Below are 19,997 nucleotides of genomic sequence, written 5' to 3'. Positions count from 1 at the left end.
GCATGTCCATGAAACTCAGAAGCCCCAGCGGGAAATTAGCCGCTGTGTTTGCTGCAAGTGCGTTATTCCTTGCAGGATGCGGTGGCGACTCGCCCACGTCGAAGGACGCGCAGACTGCCGATACCATCAGTATCGCCGATTCCAATCCTTTGGATCGCGACAAGATTAAGCAGGGCGGCACGTTCACCACTGCTATTGGTGAATTCTCTGAACAGCAGAATCGCCACCACGCGGATTCCACGCGTTACACCACGATGCTGTGGGAATGGTACAACCCGACACTTATTGATTCCACTCCAGAGAGCGAGTTCTCTTTTAACAAGAACTACGTGACGGATGTGAAGGAAGAATCTTCCAGCTCCAAAACCAAGCTCGTTTACACCATCAACGACAAAGCTGTTTTCAATGATGGAACCCCATCGACTGGCGTGCTTTTGAAACCACCTGGAAAATCAACAAACGGCAAAGACCCTGCTTTTGTCCCCTCAGCCACTGACGGTTATGAGAACATCACTTCGGTGACCAAGGGCGCTAATGACAAGCAAGCTGTCGTAGAATTCGACAGCACCTACCCTTGGTGGACGGGCCTATTCAGTATCATCGCTCACCCAGCGTTGGGTGATCCCCACAACTACAATGACTATGTAAAGAAAGTGCACCCTGAATGGGGCGCAGGGCCCTACAAGGTGGAATCTATCGATTTCAACCGAGGCGAAGCCACGTTCGTTCCCAATGAAAAATGGTGGGGTGACGCACCAAAGCTAGATAAGCGCATCTTCCGTCAGATGGACACCACTGCGGCTGTCAACGCGTTTAAGAACGGTGAGATCGATTCTACGGCTGTTCCGTCGAAAGACCGCTACGCTGCAGTCAAGGATATGCAGGGTATTGAGCTCCGCACCGGTCGTCTACCTAAGAACGCATTGCTGCTACTCAACGCAAAGTCCGATATTTTGCAAGATATCAAGGTGCGCGAGGCAGTATCTCGTGGTCTAGACCGTAAGCTGCTGTCCTCGATCTGGTTCCAAGGCGTTCCTTACACCGAGGATCCTCCTGGATCTCTCATCAACTTCCCCTTCCAGAAGGACTATCAGGACAACTTCTCCAAGGTAGCTACCTTTGACGCAGACAAGGCTAAGGCTCTTCTTGATGAAGCCGGCTGGGCTGAAGGCCCCAACGGAATCCGTGAAAAGGACGGCAAGCCTCTAGCTATTCGATATGTTTTGGTTGGTGAAGACGAGCAAACTACGTCTGTTGCTAAAGCCAGCCAGAAGATGCTCAAAGACATCGGTATCGATTTGAAGATCGAGACTCATCCATCCTCTGATTTTTCCAAGCTCGCAACCAGTGACGACTACGACATCTTCCCCATCGGTTTCACCGCTGGCGATCCTTTCGGCGTCACGTACTTCGGGCAAACGTACCTCTCCGATTCCCAGCTCAATCGTTCTCACTCGGGAACCCCCGAACTTGATGCTAAGATTCGCGAGCTCCAGGCGCTTCCTACCCGTGAGGAACAAATCAAACGTGCAAACGAACTGGAAGTAGAGGCTCTCGCTCGCTACGGGGTAATCCCTGAATTCAACGGCGTTAATATCGTCGCGGTGAAGAAGGGGCTTGCTAACTACGGCGCCTATGCTTTTGCTAGCGTTCCCATAGAAAACATCGGCTGGGCTGCCGAATAAAGATAGTACAAACTAGTACAAACCGGACCATACTGAACTGCTCCCCGCTAGTTCAGTATGGTCCGGCTTGTTTTTGCCATCACAGGCTTGCAAGAGCCCAGAGCTTACTGCTCTGTGCAAACGCGGTGCATATCTCAATTTCTCAAGATATACACCGCGTTTGCGATTAGCCAGGAGCTAATTCTCTGTCAAAGACTACTTAGCCTTCTCAATGATCTCAACGAGACGGAAGTGCTTGTCCTTGGACAGCGGACGAGTCTCCTCGATGCGGACGAGGTCGCCGACGCCGGCGATGCTGTCCTCATCGTGTGTCTTGACCTTCGAGTTGGTACGAATGGTCTTGCCGTACTTGGCGTGCTGCTTGCGGTCCTCAAGCTCAACAACGATGGTCTTCTGCATCTTGTCAGAAACCACGTAGCCGGTGCGGACCTTGCGTGCGCCCTTTTCCTTCTTGTTCACGTTTGCCTCACTCATGTTTAAGCCTCAGCTCCCGGAACCTCGGACAGGCCCAGCTCACGCTCGCGAATAACGGTGTAGATGCGGGCGATGTCGCGCTTTACCGTGCGAAGGCGGCGGTTGTTGGTCAACTGGCCGGTAGCAGCCTGGAAGCGCAGGTTGAACAGCTCTTCCTTGGCTTCGGTCAGACGGGTCTTCAGCTCCTCGGCGTTCAGCTCGCGAAGCTCGTGTGCGGGGGTACCGTTAGCCATTAGAACTGGTCCTCCTTCTTAACGATACGAACTTTGCAAGGAAGCTTCTGGCCTGCACGGCGCAGAGCCTCAAGAGCTACCTCTTCATTCGGGAAGCTCATCTCGAAGAGGATACGACCCGGCTTGACGTTAGCGATCCACTTCTCCACGGGGCCCTTACCGGAACCCATACGCACGCCGAGCGGCTTCTGGGTCAGCGGACGATCCGGGAAGATGTTGATCCACACCTTGCCACCACGCTTGACGTGGCGGTTGATGGCGATACGTGCAGACTCGATCTGACGGTTGGTGATATAGGCAGGCTCAAGAGCCTGGATGCCGTAGTCACCGAAAGTGATGCGGTTACCGCCCTTGGACACGCCACTACGAGTCGGACGGTGCTGGCGACGGTATTTGACGCGCTTAGGGATAAGCATTCTTAGCCCTCCTGCTTCTGCTCAGCGCGGTTACGACGCTGGCCACCGCGACGCGGGCATGCGTTGCGGTCACCACGGCGGCGACGCTCTACGGGTGCATTGATCTCGCTCTCACGACGACCACCGACGACGTCACCCTTGTAGATCCACACCTTGACGCCAATGCGACCGAAAGTGGTGTGTGCCTCGTAGGTGCCGTAATCGATCTCGGCGCGGAGGGTGTGCAGCGGAACGCGACCCTCATGGTAGCGCTCGGTGCGGGACATCTCGGCACCGCCGAGACGACCGGAACAAACAACCTTGATGCCCTTGACCTGTGGCTGGCGCATTGCAGACTGGATAGCCTTGCGCATTGCGCGACGGAATGCCACACGGTTGGTCAGCTGCTCGGCGATGGACTGAGCCACCAACTGAGCGTTTGCATCAATGTTCTTGACCTCAAGGATGTTGAGGGCGACCTGCTTGCCAGTGAGCTTCTCCAGCTCTTTGCGCAGACGGTCTGCCTCAGAACCACGACGACCAATCACGATGCCCGGACGAGCGGTGTGAATATCGACGCGGACGCGATCGCGGGTGCGCTCGATAACGATATCGGCGATACCTGCACGGTCCAAGGTCTTTACCAAGTACTCGCGGACACGGATGTCCTCAGCAACGTACTCGGAGTAGTTCTTGTCGGCGTACCAGTGGGACTTCCACTCGGAAGTGATGCCCAAACGTAGGCCGTGAGGATGGATTTTCTGGCCCACTACTTGGCCCCTTCCTTCTGGCTCTCAACAACCACGGTGATGTGGCTGGTGCGCTTGCGTATCTGGAAAGCACGACCCTGAGCGCGGGGGCTGAAACGACGCATGGTCGGCCCCTCGTCGGCAAAAGCCTCAGAGATGACCAGGGAGCGGCGATCTAGACCGAAGTTGTTCTCAGCGTTAGCGGCTGCAGAAGCAACGACCTTTGCAACCGGCTCAGAAGCAGCCTGTGGAGCGTACTTCAGGATTGCGAGTGCTTCCTCGATGGACTTGCCGCGGACCAGATCGATCACACGACGTGCCTTCATAGGAGAGACACGGACGAAGCGCGCGGTAGCGCGTGCGGAGGTGACAGATTCACTCATCGCTTATCGACGTCCCTTCTTATCGTCCTTGATGTGACCCTTGAAGGTCTTGGTGGGTGCAAACTCACCGAGCTTGTGGCCGACCATAGAGTCGTCCACGAACACTGGCACGTGCTTGCGACCGTCGTGGACGGCGAAGGTGTGGCCAATGAAGTCCGGGAGAATGGTGGAACGGCGGGACCAGGTCTTGATGACCTGCTTGGTGCCCTTTTCGTTCTGAGCATCGACCTTTGCGAGGAGGTGCTCATCGACGAACGGGCCCTTCTTAAGGCTGCGTGGCATCTAAGTTTTCCTCCTCTTAGCGCTTCTTGCTCTTGTTCGTGCGACGACGCGACACGATCATATTGTTGCTGTAACGGTTGGGGTTGCGGGTACGACCCTCTTTCTTTCCCCATGGGGAAACAGGGTGACGACCACCGGAGGTCTTACCTTCACCACCACCGTGTGGGTGATCGACCGGGTTCATAACGACACCACGGACGGTCGGGCGGACGCCCTTCCAGCGCATACGGCCGGCTTTACCCCAGCGGATGTTGATTTGGTCAGCGTTGCCGACCTCGCCCACGGTTGCGCGGCAACGGATATCCACGCGGCGGATTTCCGAAGACGGCATACGCAGAACTGCGTACTTACCAGCTTTACCGAGGAGCTGGATGGAGGCACCAGCGGAACGAGCCAGCTTAGCGCCTGCGCCCGGCTTCAACTCGACGCAGTGAATGGTGGTACCAGCAGGGATGTTACGCAGCGGAAGGTTGTTGCCAACCTTGATGTCTGCAGCAGCACCAGATTCGATCATCTGGCCCTGCTTCATACCCTTAGGAGCGATGATGTAGCGCTTCTCGCCATCTACGTAGTGCAGAAGTGCGATGTTAGCGGTACGGTTCGGGTCGTACTCAATGTGAGCGACCTTTGCGGGAATGCCGTCTTTGTCATTACGACGGAAGTCGATGACGCGGTACTGGCGCTTGTGTCCACCGCCCTTGTGGCGAACGGTGATGTGGCCGTGAACGTTACGGCCGCCCTTCTTAGGGAGCGGGCGAACCAGAGATTTTTCCGGAGTAGAACGAGTGATCTCGTCGAACATGGAAACGGAGCTCTGGCGGCGACCCGGGGTTGTCGGCTTGTACTTACGAATAGCCATAATTTGTCCTTACCTCGAACCTTAAGCGGCGGAGCCGCCGAAGATGTCGATTGCGTCGCTGCCCTCTCGAAGCGTCACGTAAGCGCGCTTGGTTGCCTTGCGTACGCCGTAACCGGAGCGAGTGCGCTTGCGCTTGCCCTCACGGTTAGCGGTGTTAACGGAAGCAACCTTGACGCCGAAGATCTGCTCGATTGCGATCTTGATCTCGGTCTTGTTGGCGGTAGGAGCAACGAAGAACACGTAGGTGTTCTGCTCCATCAAGCCATAAGACTTCTCGGAGACGACCGGGGCGAGAATGATGTCACGGGGGTCTGCGATCTTAGCCATTACTTCTCCTCCTGAGCCGCGCCGGTGACGCGGTTGATGAAGGTGTTCAAAGCCTCGACAGAGAACACAACGTCATCAGACTTGAGGACGTCATAAGTGTTCAGCTGATCAGCGAACAGGATGTGAACGCCGGGCAGGTTACGAGCACTCTTCTGTGCGGTGGTGTCCTCACGACCGACAACGAGAAGAACGTTGCAACGATCGGTGATGCGCTCAACGAAAGCGCGTGCGGACTTGGTGGAAGGAGTCTGACCAGCGACCAGCTCGGTGATCACGTGGATACGCTCGTGGCGAGCGCGATCCGACAGTGCACCGTACAGAGCAGCCTTGATCATCTTCTTCGGGGTGCGCTGGCTGTAGTCGCGTGGCTTAGGGCCGTGCGAGATGCCGCCACCGGTGAAGTGAGGAGCACGGATCGAGCCCTGACGAGCGCGGCCAGTGCCCTTCTGACGGAACGGCTTGCGTCCGCCACCGGAGACCTCAGCGCGGGTCTTGGTCGAGTGAGTACCCTGACGCTTTGCAGCAAGCTGTGCGTTGACAACCTGGTGCATAAGTGCCACAGAAGCTTCACGATCGAAGATCTCTGCTGGCAGTTCGACTTGACCGTCGGTCTTGCCCTCAGCGGTGAGGACGTCCAACTTTAGATTGGTCATGCGTGTGCACCGCCCTTCACTGCAGTCTTAACGGTAACGATGCCACCGCGGTTGCCAGGAATAGCGCCCTTGATCAGAATCAGGTTGGCATCTGCATCAATCTTCTGAACCTTCAGGTTCTGGGTGGTGACGCGATCATTACCCATGCGGCCTGCCATGCGGGTGCCCTTGAAAACGCGACCTGGGGTAGCGCAGGCACCGATGCCACCGACGCGGCGGTGTGCAGCCTGGTTACCGTGGGCAGCGCCCTGACCTGCAAAGCCGTGGCGCTTCATAGCACCTGCGTAGCCCTTACCCTTGGTCGTTCCGGTGACGTCAACAAAGGTGATGCCTTCGAAGATCTCAACGGTAACGTCCTGACCGAGCTCGTATGCAGAAACGTCGTTCATACGAATCTCTGCAACGTGACGGCGAGGGGTAACGCCAGCTTTCTTGAAATGACCGGTTGCAGGCTTGTTTGCCTTGCGAGGGTCGATGTCGCCGTAGGCGATCTGGATGGCGTTGTAGCCATCGGTTTCGATGGTGCGAATCTGGGTGACCACACACGGCCCAGCTTCAACGACGGTAACCGGGATTACTCGGTTGTCCTCGTCAAAGATCTGGGTCATGCCGAGCTTGGTGCCCAGAATGCCCTTGATCTCAGTTTCACTCATAAGTTATTCTCCGCTGCCAAAAATTTCGTCGATCACTGAATATTCACGTCGACGCTGGCCGGAAGGTCGATGCGCATAAGAGCGTCAACCGTCTTCGGCGTCGGGTCGAGGATGTCGATCAGGCGCTTGTGAGTGCGCATCTCGAAGTGCTCGCGAGAATCCTTGTACTTATGGGGAGAACGAATAACGGCGTATACGTTCTTTTCGGTGGGCAACGGCACCGGGCCGACGACACGTGCACCCGTACGGGTCACGGTCTCGACGATTTTGCGTGCAGACGCATCAATCGCCTCGTGATCGTAGGCCTTCAGCCGAATGCGGATCTTTTGTCCCGCCACGCTTATCCTCTTCCTCGCTTGTCCCACATCCTAGGGATTGGTGGGAATCGCTCTTAATATCTCTATAACGTTGTCCGGACCTTAGGGCCTGGGCGCAACGCCAGTTCTTACTTGACTGTCTATGACGACTTGGTGGAGTTAGTGGACGTGGACACAAACACACGCCATAACACCTGACGGGGTACAAGACCCGTATGTCAAGCCGGAAGGGACCTAATATCTCACGATAAGCGTGGCCCTTACGTACTGCCGCTGTTTATTTGCCATGCCCCTTCACTCCGGCCCTCAAGAAAAACGTGCATTGCACCCAATCTCTTAAGGATCCTTCCGTTTCCCTCATTCACGTTTCCGCTCAGAGGTTCACCATGAAGGTGTCATGTTTGCTTTACCAGCAGTAATTCAAAATTTCCGCACCATATATGCGAAGACTTTGCGATAACTGTGTCAAAGCAACCTTTGTATTTAAACATCAATAGCCATCCAGCACAACCCTTCCCAGAACTTTCTCCACACTTTTCACGTGTTTTCCGTCACATAGGAAGGTTCTAGCTTTTCGACGCCCCCGCGCCCCCATCACGCCGACTTGTCTAAAAATTGTCCGCATCGTTATCCACATGGAGTTGCCCTCCCCTCCCCTTTTAAGAAAAACCCTTTTAGTATAGAGGACGTAACTTCAGGGGCTGAACAAACCGGCTGCGTACGCGTTACACCGCCATATACGAGGAGGATCGTCTCATGTCCGATACACAGAATGCTCCAGCAGTAGAAACTTCAACTGCTGGTTCCCCTACAACATTGGAAACCACTCACGGCAGGACTGTCATTGAAGATACCGTCGTGGCAAAGATCGCTGGCCTAGCCACCAGAGAAGTATCGGGAGTTCATGCCGTCGGCGGCAACGCTGCGCGCGTAGTCGGGGCACTGCGCGACTCGATTCCTGGATCGCGCACCAATCTTCAGCAGGGTGTCGAGGTGGAGGTTGGCGAGCGCCAAGCTGCAGTAGACGTTGCCATCGTCGCTGAATACGGAGTCGCTATCCACCAGCTGGCACAAGCAATTCGACAGAACATTATCAATGCCATTGAGCGCATGACGGGCCTTGAGGTCACTGAAGTCAACGTCACCGTTCATGACGTCCACTTGGAGCTCGATGAAGACGAAGGCGAAGCCAACGATTCTCCTGCTCACACTCGCGTCCACTAAGGAGCTTTCACAGTGACAACCCCGCGACCATCAGGGCTTCCCACTCTCCCCTCATATGAATCTGCATACGCGCTAACAGAAAAGATTCTTGGGATTGATGGTGTTGCGGAGCTTCGTGGCGGACGTTTTGGTGAGGTCGCGCTGCTCTATCCGCGGTGCAAAATCACCGGACTCCGATTAGACGATATACAACAGGGCCAGCAGACCCTTGAGGTAAATGTTGCTGCTTATTACGGCTATAACCTCACGGAGCTTGCCCAATCAATCACTGCGGCTGTGGCGGATTCTGATCTCTGCGATGTTAATTCGATTGACGTGGTCATCAGTGACGTCGTAAAGCTAACCCAGCTAAAGGAGCTTTAATGTTTCAGAATAAAACCCTTCTCGGCGCAATCCTCGGCGTTTTGGTGATCTTTGCGATCCTGTCGGGCCATTTGCTCACGCTCCTCATTCTGGCGGTCGCTGGAGGCATAGGTGCCCTTATCGGCGCGCACTTTGATGGAAAGATCGACCTGTACAAGATTTTCCACGACCTCGTTGAGAATCTCCGACGTGGAGGCCGCGGATAATGACAGCCCCTCCGGTAATCATCACGGATCGGGCTCTCACCAAGCTGGCTAAAGCGGCTGTGCACTCAGTCCCCGGCACAGTACGCGTTCCACGCCGCGCTGGCCGCTCGCTTCCGCGTATCGACGTCCGCCGCGACGACCTCCACTCAATCCCCACAGTGGAAGCCTTTGTAGCAGTAACGTGGCCCAGTCCGGTGACAGCCGTGGCGGAAAATGTGGCCGCTGCGATTAGCGAGTGGTTCTCTAGCTACGCGGGTATTCAGGGCGTACCTGTGAATGTTGTAGTCACCGCTCTTAACCACGGAGCACGGCTTGACGTCGCGCCCGAGCCACAGCCACCACGGGTAACACACCCTGTGGCTCCTGAACCGCAATCGCTCGTGCCTATCGTCACTGCGCCCCAACGCGCACTGAAACCCATAACTATCCACAGAATCGAATCAAGGAGGAGCCATGGATAGCCCCACTGCTATCAAAGGACGCCCCGCCGCCCGCCTTGCCGCGATTCTCATTGGGCTCGTCGCTATAGGCATCGGCTTTGTCGCCGCGCGAGAACTCTGGTGGGTGCGAACTGAAGGCCACCACCGCCATGCCTGGGTGAACCCAGTGCTTCGTTTTATTTCTGCCGTCACCTACCAGCCTTGGATGCTAGCTGCGGGCATAGCAACGGTGATTCTCGCCCTGGTTCTGATAGCTATTGCTTTCAAACCTCGACCTCGTACCCATGTGGCGCTTATCGACGATGTCACCTGTTATGTGCGCCCCCTTGATATCGCACGCCTAGCTACTTTGAACGCCAAGCAGGTCCCTGGGGTCAACCAAGCGCACACCACAGTAAATGGTTCCGCTCGCTCCATCAGGGTGGTGGCGTCCATTGATTCTCACCAGCTCACAGAAGCTAAAACATATGAGGAACGTATTCGTACTGCTGTTGAGCCCCTCGCCCTGAAGCTGTGCACACGTCCCAAGCTCAAAGTTGTAGTGAGAGGTGAAAGTCAATGAAACGATCTACGGCTAGTTTCGACCGTCTCCTATGCCTCCTCATCGGTGCTCTTCTCGGAGCTCTGGCTGCGTGGACCATTGCCCTCAATTTTGATCTTCCGTGGGCACAGCAGCTCGCTGATCTTGCTGAGTTTCCGCGTTGGCACCAGGCATCTCAGCAACGCTGGTTCGATGTCGCTTTGTTCTTCGCCGCGGTTCTTTTCTTAATCAGCGGAGTCTGGATTGTGGTTGCCAATATGCGTCGCAATCATATTTCCCGCGTCACTCAGAAGAACGGGACAATCAGCGTCAACATAGACCACATAGCAGAACTAGCAGCCGAAGACATAGAAGAACTCGATCCTGTTATCTCCGCCCACGGGCATGTGGAAAGACGCGGCGAGGAGACAGTCATCGCCCTCACGATCCTCTTGGAATCGGTACCGAATGCGCTGAGCATCCAGCAGGCGCTTCAGCAACTAGACCAGGACATAGCAGCGGTTTTACCGGACACGCCTATTCGCACCGAGTACCGTGTGCACATGGCTAAAGTTGAAGACTAAGGATAAAGCCGGTCTACGCCCGCTACGCCCCGTAACAGCTCGGGGTCTACCGGGGTTCCTTCCCTAAAAATCGAGAGTTCTCCCGTGGGCTCAAGAATCACGCACTGCACCATGTCCATACGGTGTATCCCAGCTCTTCTAATGGCGAATCGGACATCCGACTTAGCCAAGTGAGTCTTACGCAATTCCTCAAAAATCCACTCGCCGTGCACCAGCACTATGCGCGGACGGCCGTCAAAGGTTTGTCGCAGACCAGAAGAAACACCACGTGCGGCCCCAAACATAGCTTCCAGCAGCATCAGAGTTATCAACCCGATCACGCCAGCGGCGAGCGTCGGAGGATGCCCGATGATAACGCGACCCGCCACAGCACCAACCATTGTGAGAACCACCGCGTCAAAGGCTGTCATACGGGAGAGCACCCGTGCGCCGAATATTCGGATCATCAGCAGAAAAACAAGATAAATACCAACCCCGGCGATAATCACAACGGGGATACGCCACGGCTCGATGGTCAGTTGCTCTACGAGGATAGGTTTAAACTCCTGCACCACAGGAACTTTACCGGCAGTAGAAACCTCAGTGCTCCTACCCAAGGATATGTGCTGCGATAGCGGGCAACTCCACCGCAGTGCGTTCCTTGGTGAGGAGCTTTAGTGGCTTTTCTATTTCAGGCGACCACGCCTGAGGAACCCGATACTCGTGGGTCTCCACCTCGCGACACCTGCGCACAAAGTGACGCGCTTGATGGCCTCTTTGGAGAACCACGGAGGCGTCGGCAAGCTCAATTACGCGCGTATCCGTATCTTCCGCCAGCGTTGTCTTCTCAATACGGCGAATCGTGTCTAGACGGTGTTCAATGCCCTGGTGGTCAGCCACAACGAGGGGCAAGCCCACCCGTGCTTGCACTAGGGACTTGTAGTTCCACCAGATAGGTTGCTGCCAACCGCGAAGCAGCACAATGCGCTCCCGGGTAAGTACTGCGGTGGTGTTGTTGGCAAGCAACACGCTGTACCGCCCTGTGACTTTGGAGAGCTCCCCCGGATAGGTAGTGGCAATCATCATGCATATGTCATGGGCATCGTTATCGGAAATTCCCCACGTAAGTCCGTGGGTGTTCAGCATGCCCATGAGTGCAGCAAAATCCAGATCCGGCTGGCCTTCCCACACTTCTCGGACGGCATCAAGCATTCTATCCATGTGGGAACGATCGATCATGGGTTCCGATTTTATCCCACGGCATAAAAAATCCGCCCTGGCACAGAGACCAAGGCGGATTTTTAAAAGCCTAGCAGCGAACTGCTAAAAGATCATTACTTGATGATCTTGGTGACGCGGCCAGCGCCAACGGTGCGGGAGCCCTCGCGGATAGCGAAGCGCAGGCCCTCGTCCATAGCGACAGGCTGGATCAGGGTGACGGACATGTCGACGTTGTCGCCAGGCATAACCATCTCGGTGCCCTCAGGAAGCTTCACAACACCGGTAACGTCGGTGGTGCGGAAGTAGAACTGAGGACGGTAGTTGTCGAAGAACGGGGTGTGGCGGCCGCCCTCGTCCTTGGAAAGGACGTAGACAGAGCCCTCGAACTCGGTGTGAGGAGTGTAAGCGCCTGGCTTAACAACAACCTGACCGCGCTCGACGTCTTCGCGCTTGATACCACGGAGGAGGAGACCACAGTTGTCGCCAGCCTCGGTGTAGTCGAGAAGCTTACGGAACATCTCGATACCGGTAACGGTGGTCTGGGTGGACTTTTCCTTGATACCGATGATCTCAACGTCTTCGTTGACGTTCAGCTGGCCACGCTCAACACGGCCGGTAACAACGGTGCCACGACCGGTGATGGTGAAGATGTCCTCGATAGGCATGAGGAATGGCTTGTCGGTCTCGCGCTCTGGATCCGGGATGGAATCGTCGCAAGCCTGCATGAGCTCGAGGATGGACTTGGTCCACTCCTCGTCGCCCTCGAGAGCCTTCAGTGCGGAGATGTGGATGATTGGAGCCTCTTCATCGTAATCCTGCTCAGCGAGCAGCTCACGGATCTCCATCTCGACGAGCTCGATGATTTCCTCATCGTCAACCATGTCGCACTTGTTAAGAGCAACGAGGATGTAAGGAACGCCAACCTGGCGAGCGAGCAGAACGTGCTCACGGGTCTGAGGCATTGGGCCGTCGGTAGCAGCAACCACGAGGATTGCGCCGTCCATCTGAGCAGCGCCGGTGATCATGTTCTTGATGTAGTCGGCGTGACCCGGAGCATCCACGTGTGCGTAGTGGCGCTTCTCGGTCTGGTACTCAACGTGGGAGATGTTGATCGTGATGCCACGCTCCTTCTCCTCCGGTGCCTTGTCAATGGCGTCGAAGGCGAAAGCCTCGTTGAGATCCGGGTATGCGTCAGCCAGAACCTTGGTGATAGCAGCGGTAGTGGTGGTCTTGCCGTGATCGACATGACCGATGGTACCGATGTTAACGTGCGGCTTAGTACGCTCGAACTTAGCCTTTGCCACTGTGTGTCCTCCTGGACTTCGTGGTGGCTACGATTTCGCAGCCACGAGTTGACAGTTGCTGTACATTCTGACCGCTAATTCGGCAGTCTGGCAGTACAGCTATTTACTAATGCGCCAGTTACATGATCCTAGGGTCACACGGTGTTTTTATCAAACCACCGAAGGATCCAGATGGATCTTACAGGGTAACGGCCGGCTCAGCATTCCGCAGGTGGAAACGCTCAACGAGCCGCTACCCCTTTCCGTACCGCCCCTTTCCCCACCAGCACAGGAGGGAAAAGGACATAGTACGAGAGGGCTTAACGCTTAGGCAGTGCCGTTGCGCTCAGCAACGATCTCGGTTGCTACGTTGGTCGGAACCTCTGCGTAGGAATCGAAGATCATGGTGTAGTTAGCGCGGCCCTGGGTACGAGAGCGCAGGTCACCAACGTAACCGAACATCTCGGACAGCGGAACCTTTGCCTTAACAACCTTGGCGCCAGCACGGTCACCCATTGCGGAGACCTGGCCACGACGAGAGTTGATGTCGCCGATAACGTCGCCCATGTACTCCTCAGGAGTAATGACCTCGACAGCCATCAAAGGCTCAAGAAGAACTGGCTTTGCCTTTGCGACAGCCTCTTTAAGAGCCTGAGAACCAGCAAGTTTGAAGGCCATTTCAGAGGAGTCAACCTCGTGGTATGCGCCGTCGATAAGCGTTGCCTTGATGTTTACCAGCGGGAAGCCAGCGAGGTAGCCGTACTGCATTGCATCCTGGATACCTGCATCCACGGAAGGAATGTATTCCTTCGGAATGCGTCCACCGGTGACAGCGTTCTCGAACTTGTAGATTGGGGACTCGCCCTCTTCCAAGGTCTCCAGCTCAGGAACGTAAGGCTCGATGCCGATGATGACCTTAGCGAACTGACCGGAACCACCAGTCTGCTTCTTGTGGGTGTACTCAAGCTTCTCGACGGTCTTACGGATGGTCTCGCGGTATGCAACCTGCGGGTTACCAACGTTAGCTTCGACCTTGAATTCGCGCTTCATGCGGTCAACAAGAACGTCGAGGTGGAGCTCACCCATGCCGCCGATGACGGTCTGGCCGGACTCTTCGTCGAGCTCAACGGTGAAGGTTGGGTCCTCTTCAGAAAGCTTCTGAATAGCGGTACCGAGCTTCTCCTGGTCAGACTTGGTCTTTGGCTCGATGGACACCTTGATCACTGGGTCCGGGAAGTCCATGGACTCAAGGATGATCTGGTCGTTCTTATCGCAGAGGGTGTCACCAGTGGTGGTGTCCTTCAGACCGATGAACGCGTAGATGTTACCAGCGCGTGCCTCGTCAACAGGGTTCTCCTTGTTGGCGTGCATCTGGAACAGCTTACCAATGCGCTCGTTCTTGCCCTTGGTGGAGTTGGCAACCTGAGCACCAGGCTCAACAACACCGGAGTAAACGCGAACGAAGGTGAGCTTGCCGAAGAACGGGTGAGCTGCGATCTTGAACGCAAGAGCAGAGAAAGGCTCTTCAACGGAAGGCTTACGAACCAAGTCCACAGACTCGTCGCCAACCTTGTGTCCGTGAACCTCTCCGATGTCCAATGGAGTTGGGAGGTAATCGATAACAGCGTCGAGCAGTGGCTGAACACCCTTGTTGCGGTAAGCGGTACCACAAAGAACTGGGTAGACCTCAGAGTTAACGGTCAGCTTACGGATACCGGCCTTGAGCTCTTCGATGGTGAGTTCCTCGCCACCGAAGTACTTCTCCATGAGAGCCTCATCGGCCTCAGCGACGGTCTCAACGAGCTTCTCGCGGTATTCAGCAGCCTTGTCAGCCAAGTCAGCTGGAATCTCCTCGATAACTGGCTCAGCGCCGGTCTCGACCTTGCCGCGCCACGTGATGGCCTTCATCTCAAGAAGGTCAACAACACCATCGAAGTCATCTTCAGCGCCGATAGGCAGCTGCATGACCAATGGCTTAGCACCGAGGCGATCGATGATGGTCTGAACGGTGAAGTAGAAGTCTGCACCGAGCTTGTCCATCTTGTTCACAAAGCAGATACGGGGAACGTCGTACTTAGCAGCCTGACGCCACACCTGCTCGGACTGAGGCTCAACGCCCTCTTTACCGTCGAACACTGCGACTGCGCCGTCGAGAACGCGAAGGGAGCGCTCAACCTCAACGGTGAAGTCCACGTGGCCTGGGGTATCGATGATGTTGATCTGGTTGCCGTTCCAGAAACAGGTAACAGCAGCCGAGGTAATGGTGATGCCGCGTTCCTTCTCCTGCTCCATCCAGTCAGTGGTGGAAGCACCATCGTGGGTCTCGCCGACCTTACGGTTGATGCCGGTGTAGAAGAGGATACGCTCGGTGGTGGTGGTCTTACCGGCGTCAATGTGGGCCATGATGCCGATGTTGCGGACCTTGTTCAAGTCCTTAAGCACTTCTTGTGCCACAGTTGTCCCTAACTTATGTAGCTAGAGTGGTCTTTGTCCCTAGAGCGGTAAACGCTGCAGGAAGACACACTCACTGCACGGATAGTTCGTGTTTATTCTGCCAAAAACTCGTTGAATTCTCAGCCGAGTTCCAACAAAACGTGAAAGTTTACGAGATCTTTCCTATGGAAAAGTGACCCAACTGGCGGCGCGCAGCTTCTCACATCTCCTTGTCGCCGTGGTTTTACACGTGCGCAACGAGGGTGAAAACTCTGAGCCGTCCCAGTCGGGTCACAATACGCATACGAATTACCAGCGGTAGTGGGCGAAGGCGCGGTTAGCCTCAGCCATCTTGTGGGTGTCCTCGCGACGCTTCACGGAAGCACCGAGGCCGTTCGCTGCATCAAGGATCTCGTTAGCGAGACGCTCGATCATGGTGTTCTCGCGGCGCTGACGGGTGAACGTAACCAACCAACGCAGGGCCAGGGTGTTTGCACGGCCCGGGCGAACCTCAACAGGAACCTGGTAGGTAGCGCCACCGACGCGGCGGGAACGAACCTCAAGATCAGGCTTGATGTTGCCGAGAGCCTTCTCAAGGGTCAGAACCGGATCAGTACCGGTCTTTTCCTTGCAGATGTCCAGTGCGCCGTAAACGATACGCTCAGCGGTGGACTTCTTGCCGTCCAACAGAACCTTGTTTACCAACTGGGTAACAACCTCAGAGCCGAAAACTGGGTCTTTAACGATAGGACGCTTGGGAGCTGCATTCTTACGCATTGATTACTTCTCCTTCTTTGCGCCGTAGCGGGAGCGAGCCTGCTTACGATCCTTCACACCCTGGGTATCCAGTGCGCCACGGATGATCTTGTAGCGAACACCCGGAAGGTCCTTCACACGACCACCGCGGACGAGCACCATGGAGTGCTCCTGGAGGTTGTGGCCCTCACCTAGGATGTAAGCGGAAACCTCGATGCCGGAGGTAAGGCGCACACGAGCGACCTTACGCAGAGCGGAGTTCGGCTTCTTAGGAGTAGTGGTGTACACACGGGTGCACACGCCACGACGCTGCGGGGAGCCCTTCAGGGCTGCAGTGGAAACCTTTGCAGTCTTATCGTGGCGGCCCTTGCGGACCAGCTGCTGAATAGTAGGCATAGCCGTCTTTCTCAATCGGTACTTTTCTTCGAAGCTGAAAACCTCGAAGAAGTTATCGCTTCATGTGCCTGGCTAGTGCGGAATGGCCCCTAAAGGACCCTAGAAAAACCAAAAAAGGGGCTCTTTTCCGGGGCCGCTTCCGCATTTACCACAACGCTTCAATCCACTGTGGACTGGTATGCAACCTTTCACAAGATCACACACTGGCGCCAACCAGGCAAAACGTCAGGCTCCCACCATCAAACAAGTGGGACTAGCACACAACCTACAGCATCTGGCCAAGACAAGCAAGCCAAAGGCCTTAAAGATGCCGCAACACAGCAGGCACCACACCAATACTTCCGCACACAGCGCAACAGCTACCGCAGCGATTGTCGTTTTTGAGAATGCTAGCCCCCTAGCCGTCAGAAAAAGCCCAAGAGAGACTTTTCAGCGTTCTCAAAAACGACATTTTTACCGCAGAGGCTTCCTTATTCCCCCGCTAGAACCACAACTCCGAGTCCGGAGGAGCGCGCACCCTCATAGAAATCAGTGAAAGAACGAATAGCCTCCCCAAGGCCAGCTTCCTGCACTGCAGCATCATCCACGGAAGAGAGATCTGAAAGTACTTTTTCTACACGCTGCGGAGCAACGATCCCCACCATCGGGTCCCCCACGATAATTTCTTCCCCGTCAACCGCAGCAGTACTCAGCCCCGCCGAGTGCAGCAGCTCCTGTACATCCATCCATGCGGCAGCAACATCAAAAAGCTCCCCATGACTGCCCGTATACAAAGCCTCCACCAGATCGTCATCCTTGATGCGAAGGTCATCAAGAATCCAGTCCTCGACTGCCACATAAGAGTTGTAAGACATATTCATTCCTTCATCATTTTCTATTGTAGTCGCCGAGATTACCCGCAACAGCATCAAGAGTGTCATCCCACGCCATTAAAGCCCACACCACCACATGCAATAAAGTGATACAGGCCATAAAAAAGAAAAATCGAATTAGACGACAAATATCACCCCCACAAGATATACCTACGTTTCCGCAAGGCAAGTCACAGTCACGCCACAACATATAGTAATTGGTGACACTTCAACAACTATATAATGTAGTTACAAAGGGATAATTCCGCCTATGTTATTCCCTATGACCGAATCCTATGTTAACTCCCGCTCCACTATCGAGGAATACCTCGATCGATCAGACTGGCGCGTCAATGCCAACGCAAACCAGGACTATTCCCTCGGCGGGATGATCCTCAATTCGGCGGGAAAAATCACCGCCAATTATTGGTTGGATAACGTCTTCAGCCCAGAGGCCGGGCAGGCACATCGCGATGGCACCATCCACATCCATGACCTGGATATGCTTTCCGGCTATTGCGCAGGCTGGTCCTTGCGCCAGCTTCTGGAACAGGGGTTCAACGGTGTTTCAGGCACAATCTCCTCACATCCTCCCAAGCACTTTTCTTCCGCATGTGGGCAGATAGTTAATTTCCTGGGTACGTTGCAAAACGAATGGGCCGGTGCACAAGCGTTCAGCTCTTTTGACACATACATGGCCCCCTTTGTCCGCCTGGATAATCTCAGTTACGAGGACGTTGTCCAGCAGATGCAGGAGTTTATTTTCAACCTCAATGTACCTTCACGTTGGGGTACGCAGACACCTTTTACCAATCTCACTTTCGACTGGACCTGCCCCGAGGATCTGCACGACCAGGTTCCATTCATCGGCGAGGAGCCGCAGGCGTTTACGTATGGCGAGTTGCAAGCAGAGATGGACATCATCAACCGCGCATTCATTGAGGTCATGAGCGCAGGCGACGCGGATGGACGTCCCTTCACCTTCCCGATCCCCACGTATAACATCACCAAGGATTTCGACTGGGATTCGTCGAACTCTCAAGCTCTCTTCACGATGACCGCGAAATATGGGCTGCCCTATTTCCAAAACTTTATTAACTCCGACCTTGATCCCGGCATGATTCGCTCTATGTGCTGTCGCCTGCAGCTGGACCTCCGCGAACTACTCAAACGCGGTAATGGGCTCTTTGGTTCGGCGGAGTTGACCGGTTCCATTGGCGTGGTCACGCTCAACTGCGCCCGCCTGGGGTATCTCCATGCTGATGATGAGGAAGGCCTGCTGGCGAGCGTCGACAAGCTTGTTGATCTTGGCATAGAGACCCTCGAACGCCGCCGGGCCTTTGTGGCTAAGCAAATGGACGCGGGCCTCTACCCCTACAGCTCTCGGTGGCTGCCCAGCTTGGACAACCATTTCTCCACTATCGGAGTTAACGGCTGCAATGAGATGATCCGTAATTTCACCCACGATGCCTATGACCTCACCGATCCCCAGGGCCACGCCCAGGTGGCTCGTCTGCTTGATCACATCAACGATCTCTTGGTCAAGGCTCAAGAGCGCACAGGTCACCTGTTTAATCTTGAGGCCACCCCCGCCGAGGGCGCCACCTACAGGTTGGCCAAGGAAGACATCAAGCGCTACCCCGGCGTCCTCCACGCTGGTACGGATGAAGAGCCCTATTACACTAATTCTTCCCAGCTACCGGTGTCTCATACCCCAGACCCCTTTGAGGCGCTTGCTCTCCAGGAAGATCTGCAATCTAAATACACCGGTGGAACCGTGCTCCACCTTTATATGGGTGCCGCCATGAGCGATGGCGAGGCGTGCGCAAAACTCGTCCGGCGTTCTTTGGAAAACTTCCGTCTTCCTTACGTCACTATCACTCCCACGTTCTCCATTTGCCCTACCCACGGCTATATTTCCGGCGAGCACCCAGAATGCCCCGATTGTGGAGAAAAGACTGAGATGTGGACCCGAGTGATGGGCTACTTCCGCCCTGTCCAGAGCTTTAATACCGGAAAGAAGGGCGAGTTCCATGAGCGCACCTACTTTGCGGAGACCCTTGCCTGATACAACGACTGCTCAGACTGCCTCACTGCCGATCGCGGGGATCATTCCTTTCTCCGCAACGGACTGGCCGGGCAAGCTCACTGCAACGGCCTTCACACAGGGATGCCCCCTACGCTGCGTGTATTGCCATAATCCGCAGTTGCAGGCCTTTACACCCGGCGCGCACTCGCTTGCAGAGTTTCTCTCCCTTTTGGGTTCTCGGCATGGGCTTATCGACGCCGCCGTCATCTCAGGTGGCGAACCTACCTCCGTCCGCGGTCTAGCAGCTGCGATCGCCGCTATCCATGACATCGGGTTCCCCGTGGGGATTCACACGTGTGGTTATGCCCCGGGGCGCATTGCTGAGCTAGTGCGGGACCCTGCCACCACTCCGGATTGGGTTGGGCTCGATATCAAGGCCTTGCCCCGGCATATGCATGAGGTCACGGGGTGTTCGCCGCGGGTGGCAGCGTCTGTGTGGGAATCGCTACGGATTCTGCAGACCGCTGGGGTGGCGGTGACGCTGCGAACCACGCTGTGGGAAGGCTCTGTTATTGAGCAGAACCTTGACGAGCTACGCTCCTTGGTTGCGGCCCGCAGTATGGATGCGTCTGTGGACCTTGTTATTCAGCATGCACGCGCTGCCGACGGGAGCCCATGGACACCAGATCACTCCGGGTAGCG

At 55.5% G+C, this 19,997-nt stretch carries 27 protein-coding genes; 9 read left to right on the top strand and 18 right to left on the bottom strand.

The genetic code is table 11. From position 1 onward, the window contains the following. The first annotated feature begins 2 nt into the window (after positions 1-2). Complete coding sequence (locus CBE74_RS14565; RefSeq protein ID WP_087453388.1) at positions 3-1,685, top strand: ABC transporter family substrate-binding protein; 1,683 nt, start codon at positions 3-5, stop codon at positions 1,683-1,685. A gap of 195 nt (positions 1,686-1,880) precedes the next feature. On the opposite strand, the gene rpsQ is transcribed toward CBE74_RS14565, so the two are convergent. Genes rpsQ through rpsJ form a run of 11 tightly spaced genes read right to left on the bottom strand, consistent with a single transcriptional unit; the run spans position 1,881 to position 7,031 of the window. Beyond that, positions 1,881-2,159 (bottom strand): 30S ribosomal protein S17, encoded by a 279-nt coding sequence (gene rpsQ, locus CBE74_RS14560; protein WP_087453387.1) that lies wholly within the window; start codon positions 2,157-2,159, stop codon positions 1,881-1,883. A gap of 2 nt (positions 2,160-2,161) precedes the next feature. Next, a complete protein-coding gene (gene rpmC, locus CBE74_RS14555; RefSeq protein ID WP_004566751.1) occupies positions 2,162-2,392 on the bottom strand; it encodes a 50S ribosomal protein L29 in 231 nt (76 codons plus the stop codon). Next, positions 2,392-2,808 (bottom strand): 50S ribosomal protein L16, encoded by a 417-nt coding sequence (rplP, locus tag CBE74_RS14550; protein WP_013241210.1) that lies wholly within the window; start codon positions 2,806-2,808, stop codon positions 2,392-2,394. Before rplP ends, rpmC begins: the two co-directional genes overlap by 1 nt. 2 nt (positions 2,809-2,810) lie before the next feature. Further along, complete coding sequence (rpsC, locus tag CBE74_RS14545) at positions 2,811-3,557, bottom strand: 30S ribosomal protein S3 (RefSeq protein WP_087453386.1); 747 nt, start codon at positions 3,555-3,557, stop codon at positions 2,811-2,813. After that, positions 3,557-3,919 (bottom strand): 50S ribosomal protein L22, encoded by a 363-nt coding sequence (rplV, locus tag CBE74_RS14540; RefSeq protein WP_013910798.1) that lies wholly within the window; start codon positions 3,917-3,919, stop codon positions 3,557-3,559. Before rplV ends, rpsC begins: the two co-directional genes overlap by 1 nt. Before the next feature lie 3 nt (positions 3,920-3,922). Continuing rightward, positions 3,923-4,201 (bottom strand): 30S ribosomal protein S19, encoded by a 279-nt coding sequence (gene rpsS / locus CBE74_RS14535; RefSeq protein WP_013241207.1) that lies wholly within the window; start codon positions 4,199-4,201, stop codon positions 3,923-3,925. 16 nt (positions 4,202-4,217) lie between these two features. Beyond that, positions 4,218-5,060: a 50S ribosomal protein L2 gene (rplB, locus tag CBE74_RS14530; RefSeq protein ID WP_013910797.1), complete on the bottom strand. Its 843-nt coding sequence runs from the start codon at positions 5,058-5,060 to the stop codon at positions 4,218-4,220. Positions 5,061-5,081: 21 nt separating this feature from the next. Beyond that, complete coding sequence (gene rplW / locus CBE74_RS14525; protein ID WP_023635110.1) at positions 5,082-5,387, bottom strand: 50S ribosomal protein L23; 306 nt, start codon at positions 5,385-5,387, stop codon at positions 5,082-5,084. Next, positions 5,387-6,040, bottom strand: coding sequence for a 50S ribosomal protein L4 (gene rplD / locus CBE74_RS14520; protein ID WP_087453385.1), 654 nt, complete (start codon positions 6,038-6,040; stop codon positions 5,387-5,389). The genes rplW and rplD overlap by 1 nt, the downstream gene beginning before the upstream one ends. Beyond that, a complete protein-coding gene (gene rplC / locus CBE74_RS14515) occupies positions 6,037-6,693 on the bottom strand; it encodes a 50S ribosomal protein L3 (RefSeq protein ID WP_013241203.1) in 657 nt (218 codons plus the stop codon). Before rplC ends, rplD begins: the two co-directional genes overlap by 4 nt. Before the next feature lie 32 nt (positions 6,694-6,725). Next, positions 6,726-7,031: a 30S ribosomal protein S10 gene (gene rpsJ, locus CBE74_RS14510; RefSeq protein WP_003854291.1), complete on the bottom strand. Its 306-nt coding sequence runs from the start codon at positions 7,029-7,031 to the stop codon at positions 6,726-6,728. 735 nt (positions 7,032-7,766) lie between these two features. Here rpsJ and CBE74_RS14505 point away from each other — a divergent pair. The 6 genes from CBE74_RS14505 to CBE74_RS14480 are packed head-to-tail and all read left to right on the top strand — an operon-like array spanning position 7,767 to position 10,347. After that, a complete protein-coding gene (locus tag CBE74_RS14505; RefSeq protein WP_087453384.1) occupies positions 7,767-8,234 on the top strand; it encodes an Asp23/Gls24 family envelope stress response protein in 468 nt (155 codons plus the stop codon). Between the two features lie 12 nt (positions 8,235-8,246). Continuing rightward, positions 8,247-8,597, top strand: coding sequence for an Asp23/Gls24 family envelope stress response protein (locus CBE74_RS14500; protein WP_087453383.1), 351 nt, complete (start codon positions 8,247-8,249; stop codon positions 8,595-8,597). Beyond that, positions 8,597-8,803: a hypothetical protein gene (locus CBE74_RS14495; RefSeq protein WP_013910792.1), complete on the top strand. Its 207-nt coding sequence runs from the start codon at positions 8,597-8,599 to the stop codon at positions 8,801-8,803. Before CBE74_RS14500 ends, CBE74_RS14495 begins: the two co-directional genes overlap by 1 nt. Continuing rightward, a complete protein-coding gene (locus CBE74_RS14490) occupies positions 8,803-9,264 on the top strand; it encodes an Asp23/Gls24 family envelope stress response protein (protein ID WP_087453382.1) in 462 nt (153 codons plus the stop codon). The genes CBE74_RS14495 and CBE74_RS14490 overlap by 1 nt, the downstream gene beginning before the upstream one ends. Then, positions 9,257-9,805 (top strand): DUF6286 domain-containing protein, encoded by a 549-nt coding sequence (locus CBE74_RS14485; protein ID WP_087453381.1) that lies wholly within the window; start codon positions 9,257-9,259, stop codon positions 9,803-9,805. The genes CBE74_RS14490 and CBE74_RS14485 overlap by 8 nt, the downstream gene beginning before the upstream one ends. Continuing rightward, positions 9,802-10,347, top strand: a complete 546-nt coding sequence (locus CBE74_RS14480; protein WP_087453380.1) for an alkaline shock response membrane anchor protein AmaP — start codon at positions 9,802-9,804, stop codon at positions 10,345-10,347. The genes CBE74_RS14485 and CBE74_RS14480 overlap by 4 nt, the downstream gene beginning before the upstream one ends. On the opposite strand, the gene CBE74_RS14475 is transcribed toward CBE74_RS14480, so the two are convergent. The 7 genes from CBE74_RS14475 to CBE74_RS14445 form a co-directional block, all read right to left on the bottom strand. Further along, positions 10,344-10,901 (bottom strand): DUF421 domain-containing protein, encoded by a 558-nt coding sequence (locus CBE74_RS14475; protein WP_375167316.1) that lies wholly within the window; start codon positions 10,899-10,901, stop codon positions 10,344-10,346. The two genes, CBE74_RS14480 and CBE74_RS14475, sit on opposite strands and share 4 nt — an antisense overlap. 34 nt (positions 10,902-10,935) lie before the next feature. Further along, positions 10,936-11,565: a hypothetical protein gene (locus CBE74_RS14470; protein ID WP_087453378.1), complete on the bottom strand. Its 630-nt coding sequence runs from the start codon at positions 11,563-11,565 to the stop codon at positions 10,936-10,938. 95 nt (positions 11,566-11,660) lie between these two features. After that, positions 11,661-12,851: an elongation factor Tu gene (gene tuf / locus CBE74_RS14465; protein ID WP_013241194.1), complete on the bottom strand. Its 1,191-nt coding sequence runs from the start codon at positions 12,849-12,851 to the stop codon at positions 11,661-11,663. A 306-nt stretch (positions 12,852-13,157) separates the two neighbouring features. Further along, positions 13,158-15,284 (bottom strand): elongation factor G, encoded by a 2,127-nt coding sequence (gene fusA, locus CBE74_RS14460; protein ID WP_087453377.1) that lies wholly within the window; start codon positions 15,282-15,284, stop codon positions 13,158-13,160. Between the two features lie 288 nt (positions 15,285-15,572). Further along, a complete protein-coding gene (gene rpsG / locus CBE74_RS14455) occupies positions 15,573-16,040 on the bottom strand; it encodes a 30S ribosomal protein S7 (protein ID WP_013241192.1) in 468 nt (155 codons plus the stop codon). A gap of 3 nt (positions 16,041-16,043) precedes the next feature. Further along, complete coding sequence (gene rpsL, locus CBE74_RS14450; RefSeq protein ID WP_087453376.1) at positions 16,044-16,415, bottom strand: 30S ribosomal protein S12; 372 nt, start codon at positions 16,413-16,415, stop codon at positions 16,044-16,046. 470 nt (positions 16,416-16,885) lie between these two features. Next, positions 16,886-17,269: a hypothetical protein gene (locus CBE74_RS14445; protein ID WP_087453375.1), complete on the bottom strand. Its 384-nt coding sequence runs from the start codon at positions 17,267-17,269 to the stop codon at positions 16,886-16,888. Positions 17,270-17,537: 268 nt separating this feature from the next. On the opposite strand from CBE74_RS14445, the gene CBE74_RS14440 reads away from it, so the two are divergent. Together CBE74_RS14440 and CBE74_RS14435 are read left to right on the top strand one after the other, a co-directional pair. Then, on the top strand, positions 17,538-19,334 hold the full coding sequence (locus CBE74_RS14440; RefSeq protein ID WP_087453374.1) for a ribonucleoside triphosphate reductase: 1,797 nt from the start codon (positions 17,538-17,540) through the stop codon (positions 19,332-19,334). Next, on the top strand, positions 19,300-19,995 hold the full coding sequence (locus CBE74_RS14435; protein WP_087453373.1) for an anaerobic ribonucleoside-triphosphate reductase activating protein: 696 nt from the start codon (positions 19,300-19,302) through the stop codon (positions 19,993-19,995). The genes CBE74_RS14440 and CBE74_RS14435 overlap by 35 nt, the downstream gene beginning before the upstream one ends. The last annotated feature ends 2 nt before the right edge of the window (positions 19,996-19,997 follow it).

Origin of the sequence: Corynebacterium silvaticum (genome assembly GCF_002162115.2) — a bacterium.
GTDB lineage: Bacteria > Actinomycetota > Actinomycetes > Mycobacteriales > Mycobacteriaceae > Corynebacterium > Corynebacterium silvaticum.
The sequence above is the reverse complement of the archived record's forward strand: the minus strand, read 5'-3'. Positions and strand labels throughout refer to the sequence as shown.

What these genes read in the sequence shown, in the direction of transcription:
- CBE74_RS14470 (WP_087453378.1), bottom strand. Translation starts at nt 11,565, where the DNA reads ATGATCGATCGTTCCCACATGGATAGAATGCTTGATGCCGTCCGAGAA.
- CBE74_RS14485 (WP_087453381.1), top strand. Translation starts at nt 9,257, where the DNA reads ATGGATAGCCCCACTGCTATCAAAGGACGCCCCGCCGCCCGCCTTGCC.
- rplC (WP_013241203.1), bottom strand. Translation starts at nt 6,693, where the DNA reads ATGAGTGAAACTGAGATCAAGGGCATTCTGGGCACCAAGCTCGGCATG.
- CBE74_RS14440 (WP_087453374.1), top strand. Translation starts at nt 17,538, where the DNA reads ATGTTATTCCCTATGACCGAATCCTATGTTAACTCCCGCTCCACTATC.
- rplB (WP_013910797.1), bottom strand. Translation starts at nt 5,060, where the DNA reads ATGGCTATTCGTAAGTACAAGCCGACAACCCCGGGTCGCCGCCAGAGC.
- rpsS (WP_013241207.1), bottom strand. Translation starts at nt 4,201, where the DNA reads ATGCCACGCAGCCTTAAGAAGGGCCCGTTCGTCGATGAGCACCTCCTC.
- CBE74_RS14505 (WP_087453384.1), top strand. Translation starts at nt 7,767, where the DNA reads ATGTCCGATACACAGAATGCTCCAGCAGTAGAAACTTCAACTGCTGGT.
- CBE74_RS14495 (WP_013910792.1), top strand. Translation starts at nt 8,597, where the DNA reads ATGTTTCAGAATAAAACCCTTCTCGGCGCAATCCTCGGCGTTTTGGTG.
- rpmC (WP_004566751.1), bottom strand. Translation starts at nt 2,392, where the DNA reads ATGGCTAACGGTACCCCCGCACACGAGCTTCGCGAGCTGAACGCCGAG.
- rpsL (WP_087453376.1), bottom strand. Translation starts at nt 16,415, where the DNA reads ATGCCTACTATTCAGCAGCTGGTCCGCAAGGGCCGCCACGATAAGACT.
- rplV (WP_013910798.1), bottom strand. Translation starts at nt 3,919, where the DNA reads ATGAGTGAATCTGTCACCTCCGCACGCGCTACCGCGCGCTTCGTCCGT.
- rpsG (WP_013241192.1), bottom strand. Translation starts at nt 16,040, where the DNA reads ATGCGTAAGAATGCAGCTCCCAAGCGTCCTATCGTTAAAGACCCAGTT.
- rpsQ (WP_087453387.1), bottom strand. Translation starts at nt 2,159, where the DNA reads ATGAGTGAGGCAAACGTGAACAAGAAGGAAAAGGGCGCACGCAAGGTC.
- CBE74_RS14490 (WP_087453382.1), top strand. Translation starts at nt 8,803, where the DNA reads ATGACAGCCCCTCCGGTAATCATCACGGATCGGGCTCTCACCAAGCTG.
- rplW (WP_023635110.1), bottom strand. Translation starts at nt 5,387, where the DNA reads ATGGCTAAGATCGCAGACCCCCGTGACATCATTCTCGCCCCGGTCGTC.
- CBE74_RS14445 (WP_087453375.1), bottom strand. Translation starts at nt 17,269, where the DNA reads ATGTCTTACAACTCTTATGTGGCAGTCGAGGACTGGATTCTTGATGAC.
- CBE74_RS14435 (WP_087453373.1), top strand. Translation starts at nt 19,300, where the DNA reads ATGAGCGCACCTACTTTGCGGAGACCCTTGCCTGATACAACGACTGCT.
- CBE74_RS14565 (WP_087453388.1), top strand. Translation starts at nt 3, where the DNA reads ATGTCCATGAAACTCAGAAGCCCCAGCGGGAAATTAGCCGCTGTGTTT.
- rplP (WP_013241210.1), bottom strand. Translation starts at nt 2,808, where the DNA reads ATGCTTATCCCTAAGCGCGTCAAATACCGTCGCCAGCACCGTCCGACT.
- rplD (WP_087453385.1), bottom strand. Translation starts at nt 6,040, where the DNA reads ATGACCAATCTAAAGTTGGACGTCCTCACCGCTGAGGGCAAGACCGAC.
- CBE74_RS14480 (WP_087453380.1), top strand. Translation starts at nt 9,802, where the DNA reads ATGAAACGATCTACGGCTAGTTTCGACCGTCTCCTATGCCTCCTCATC.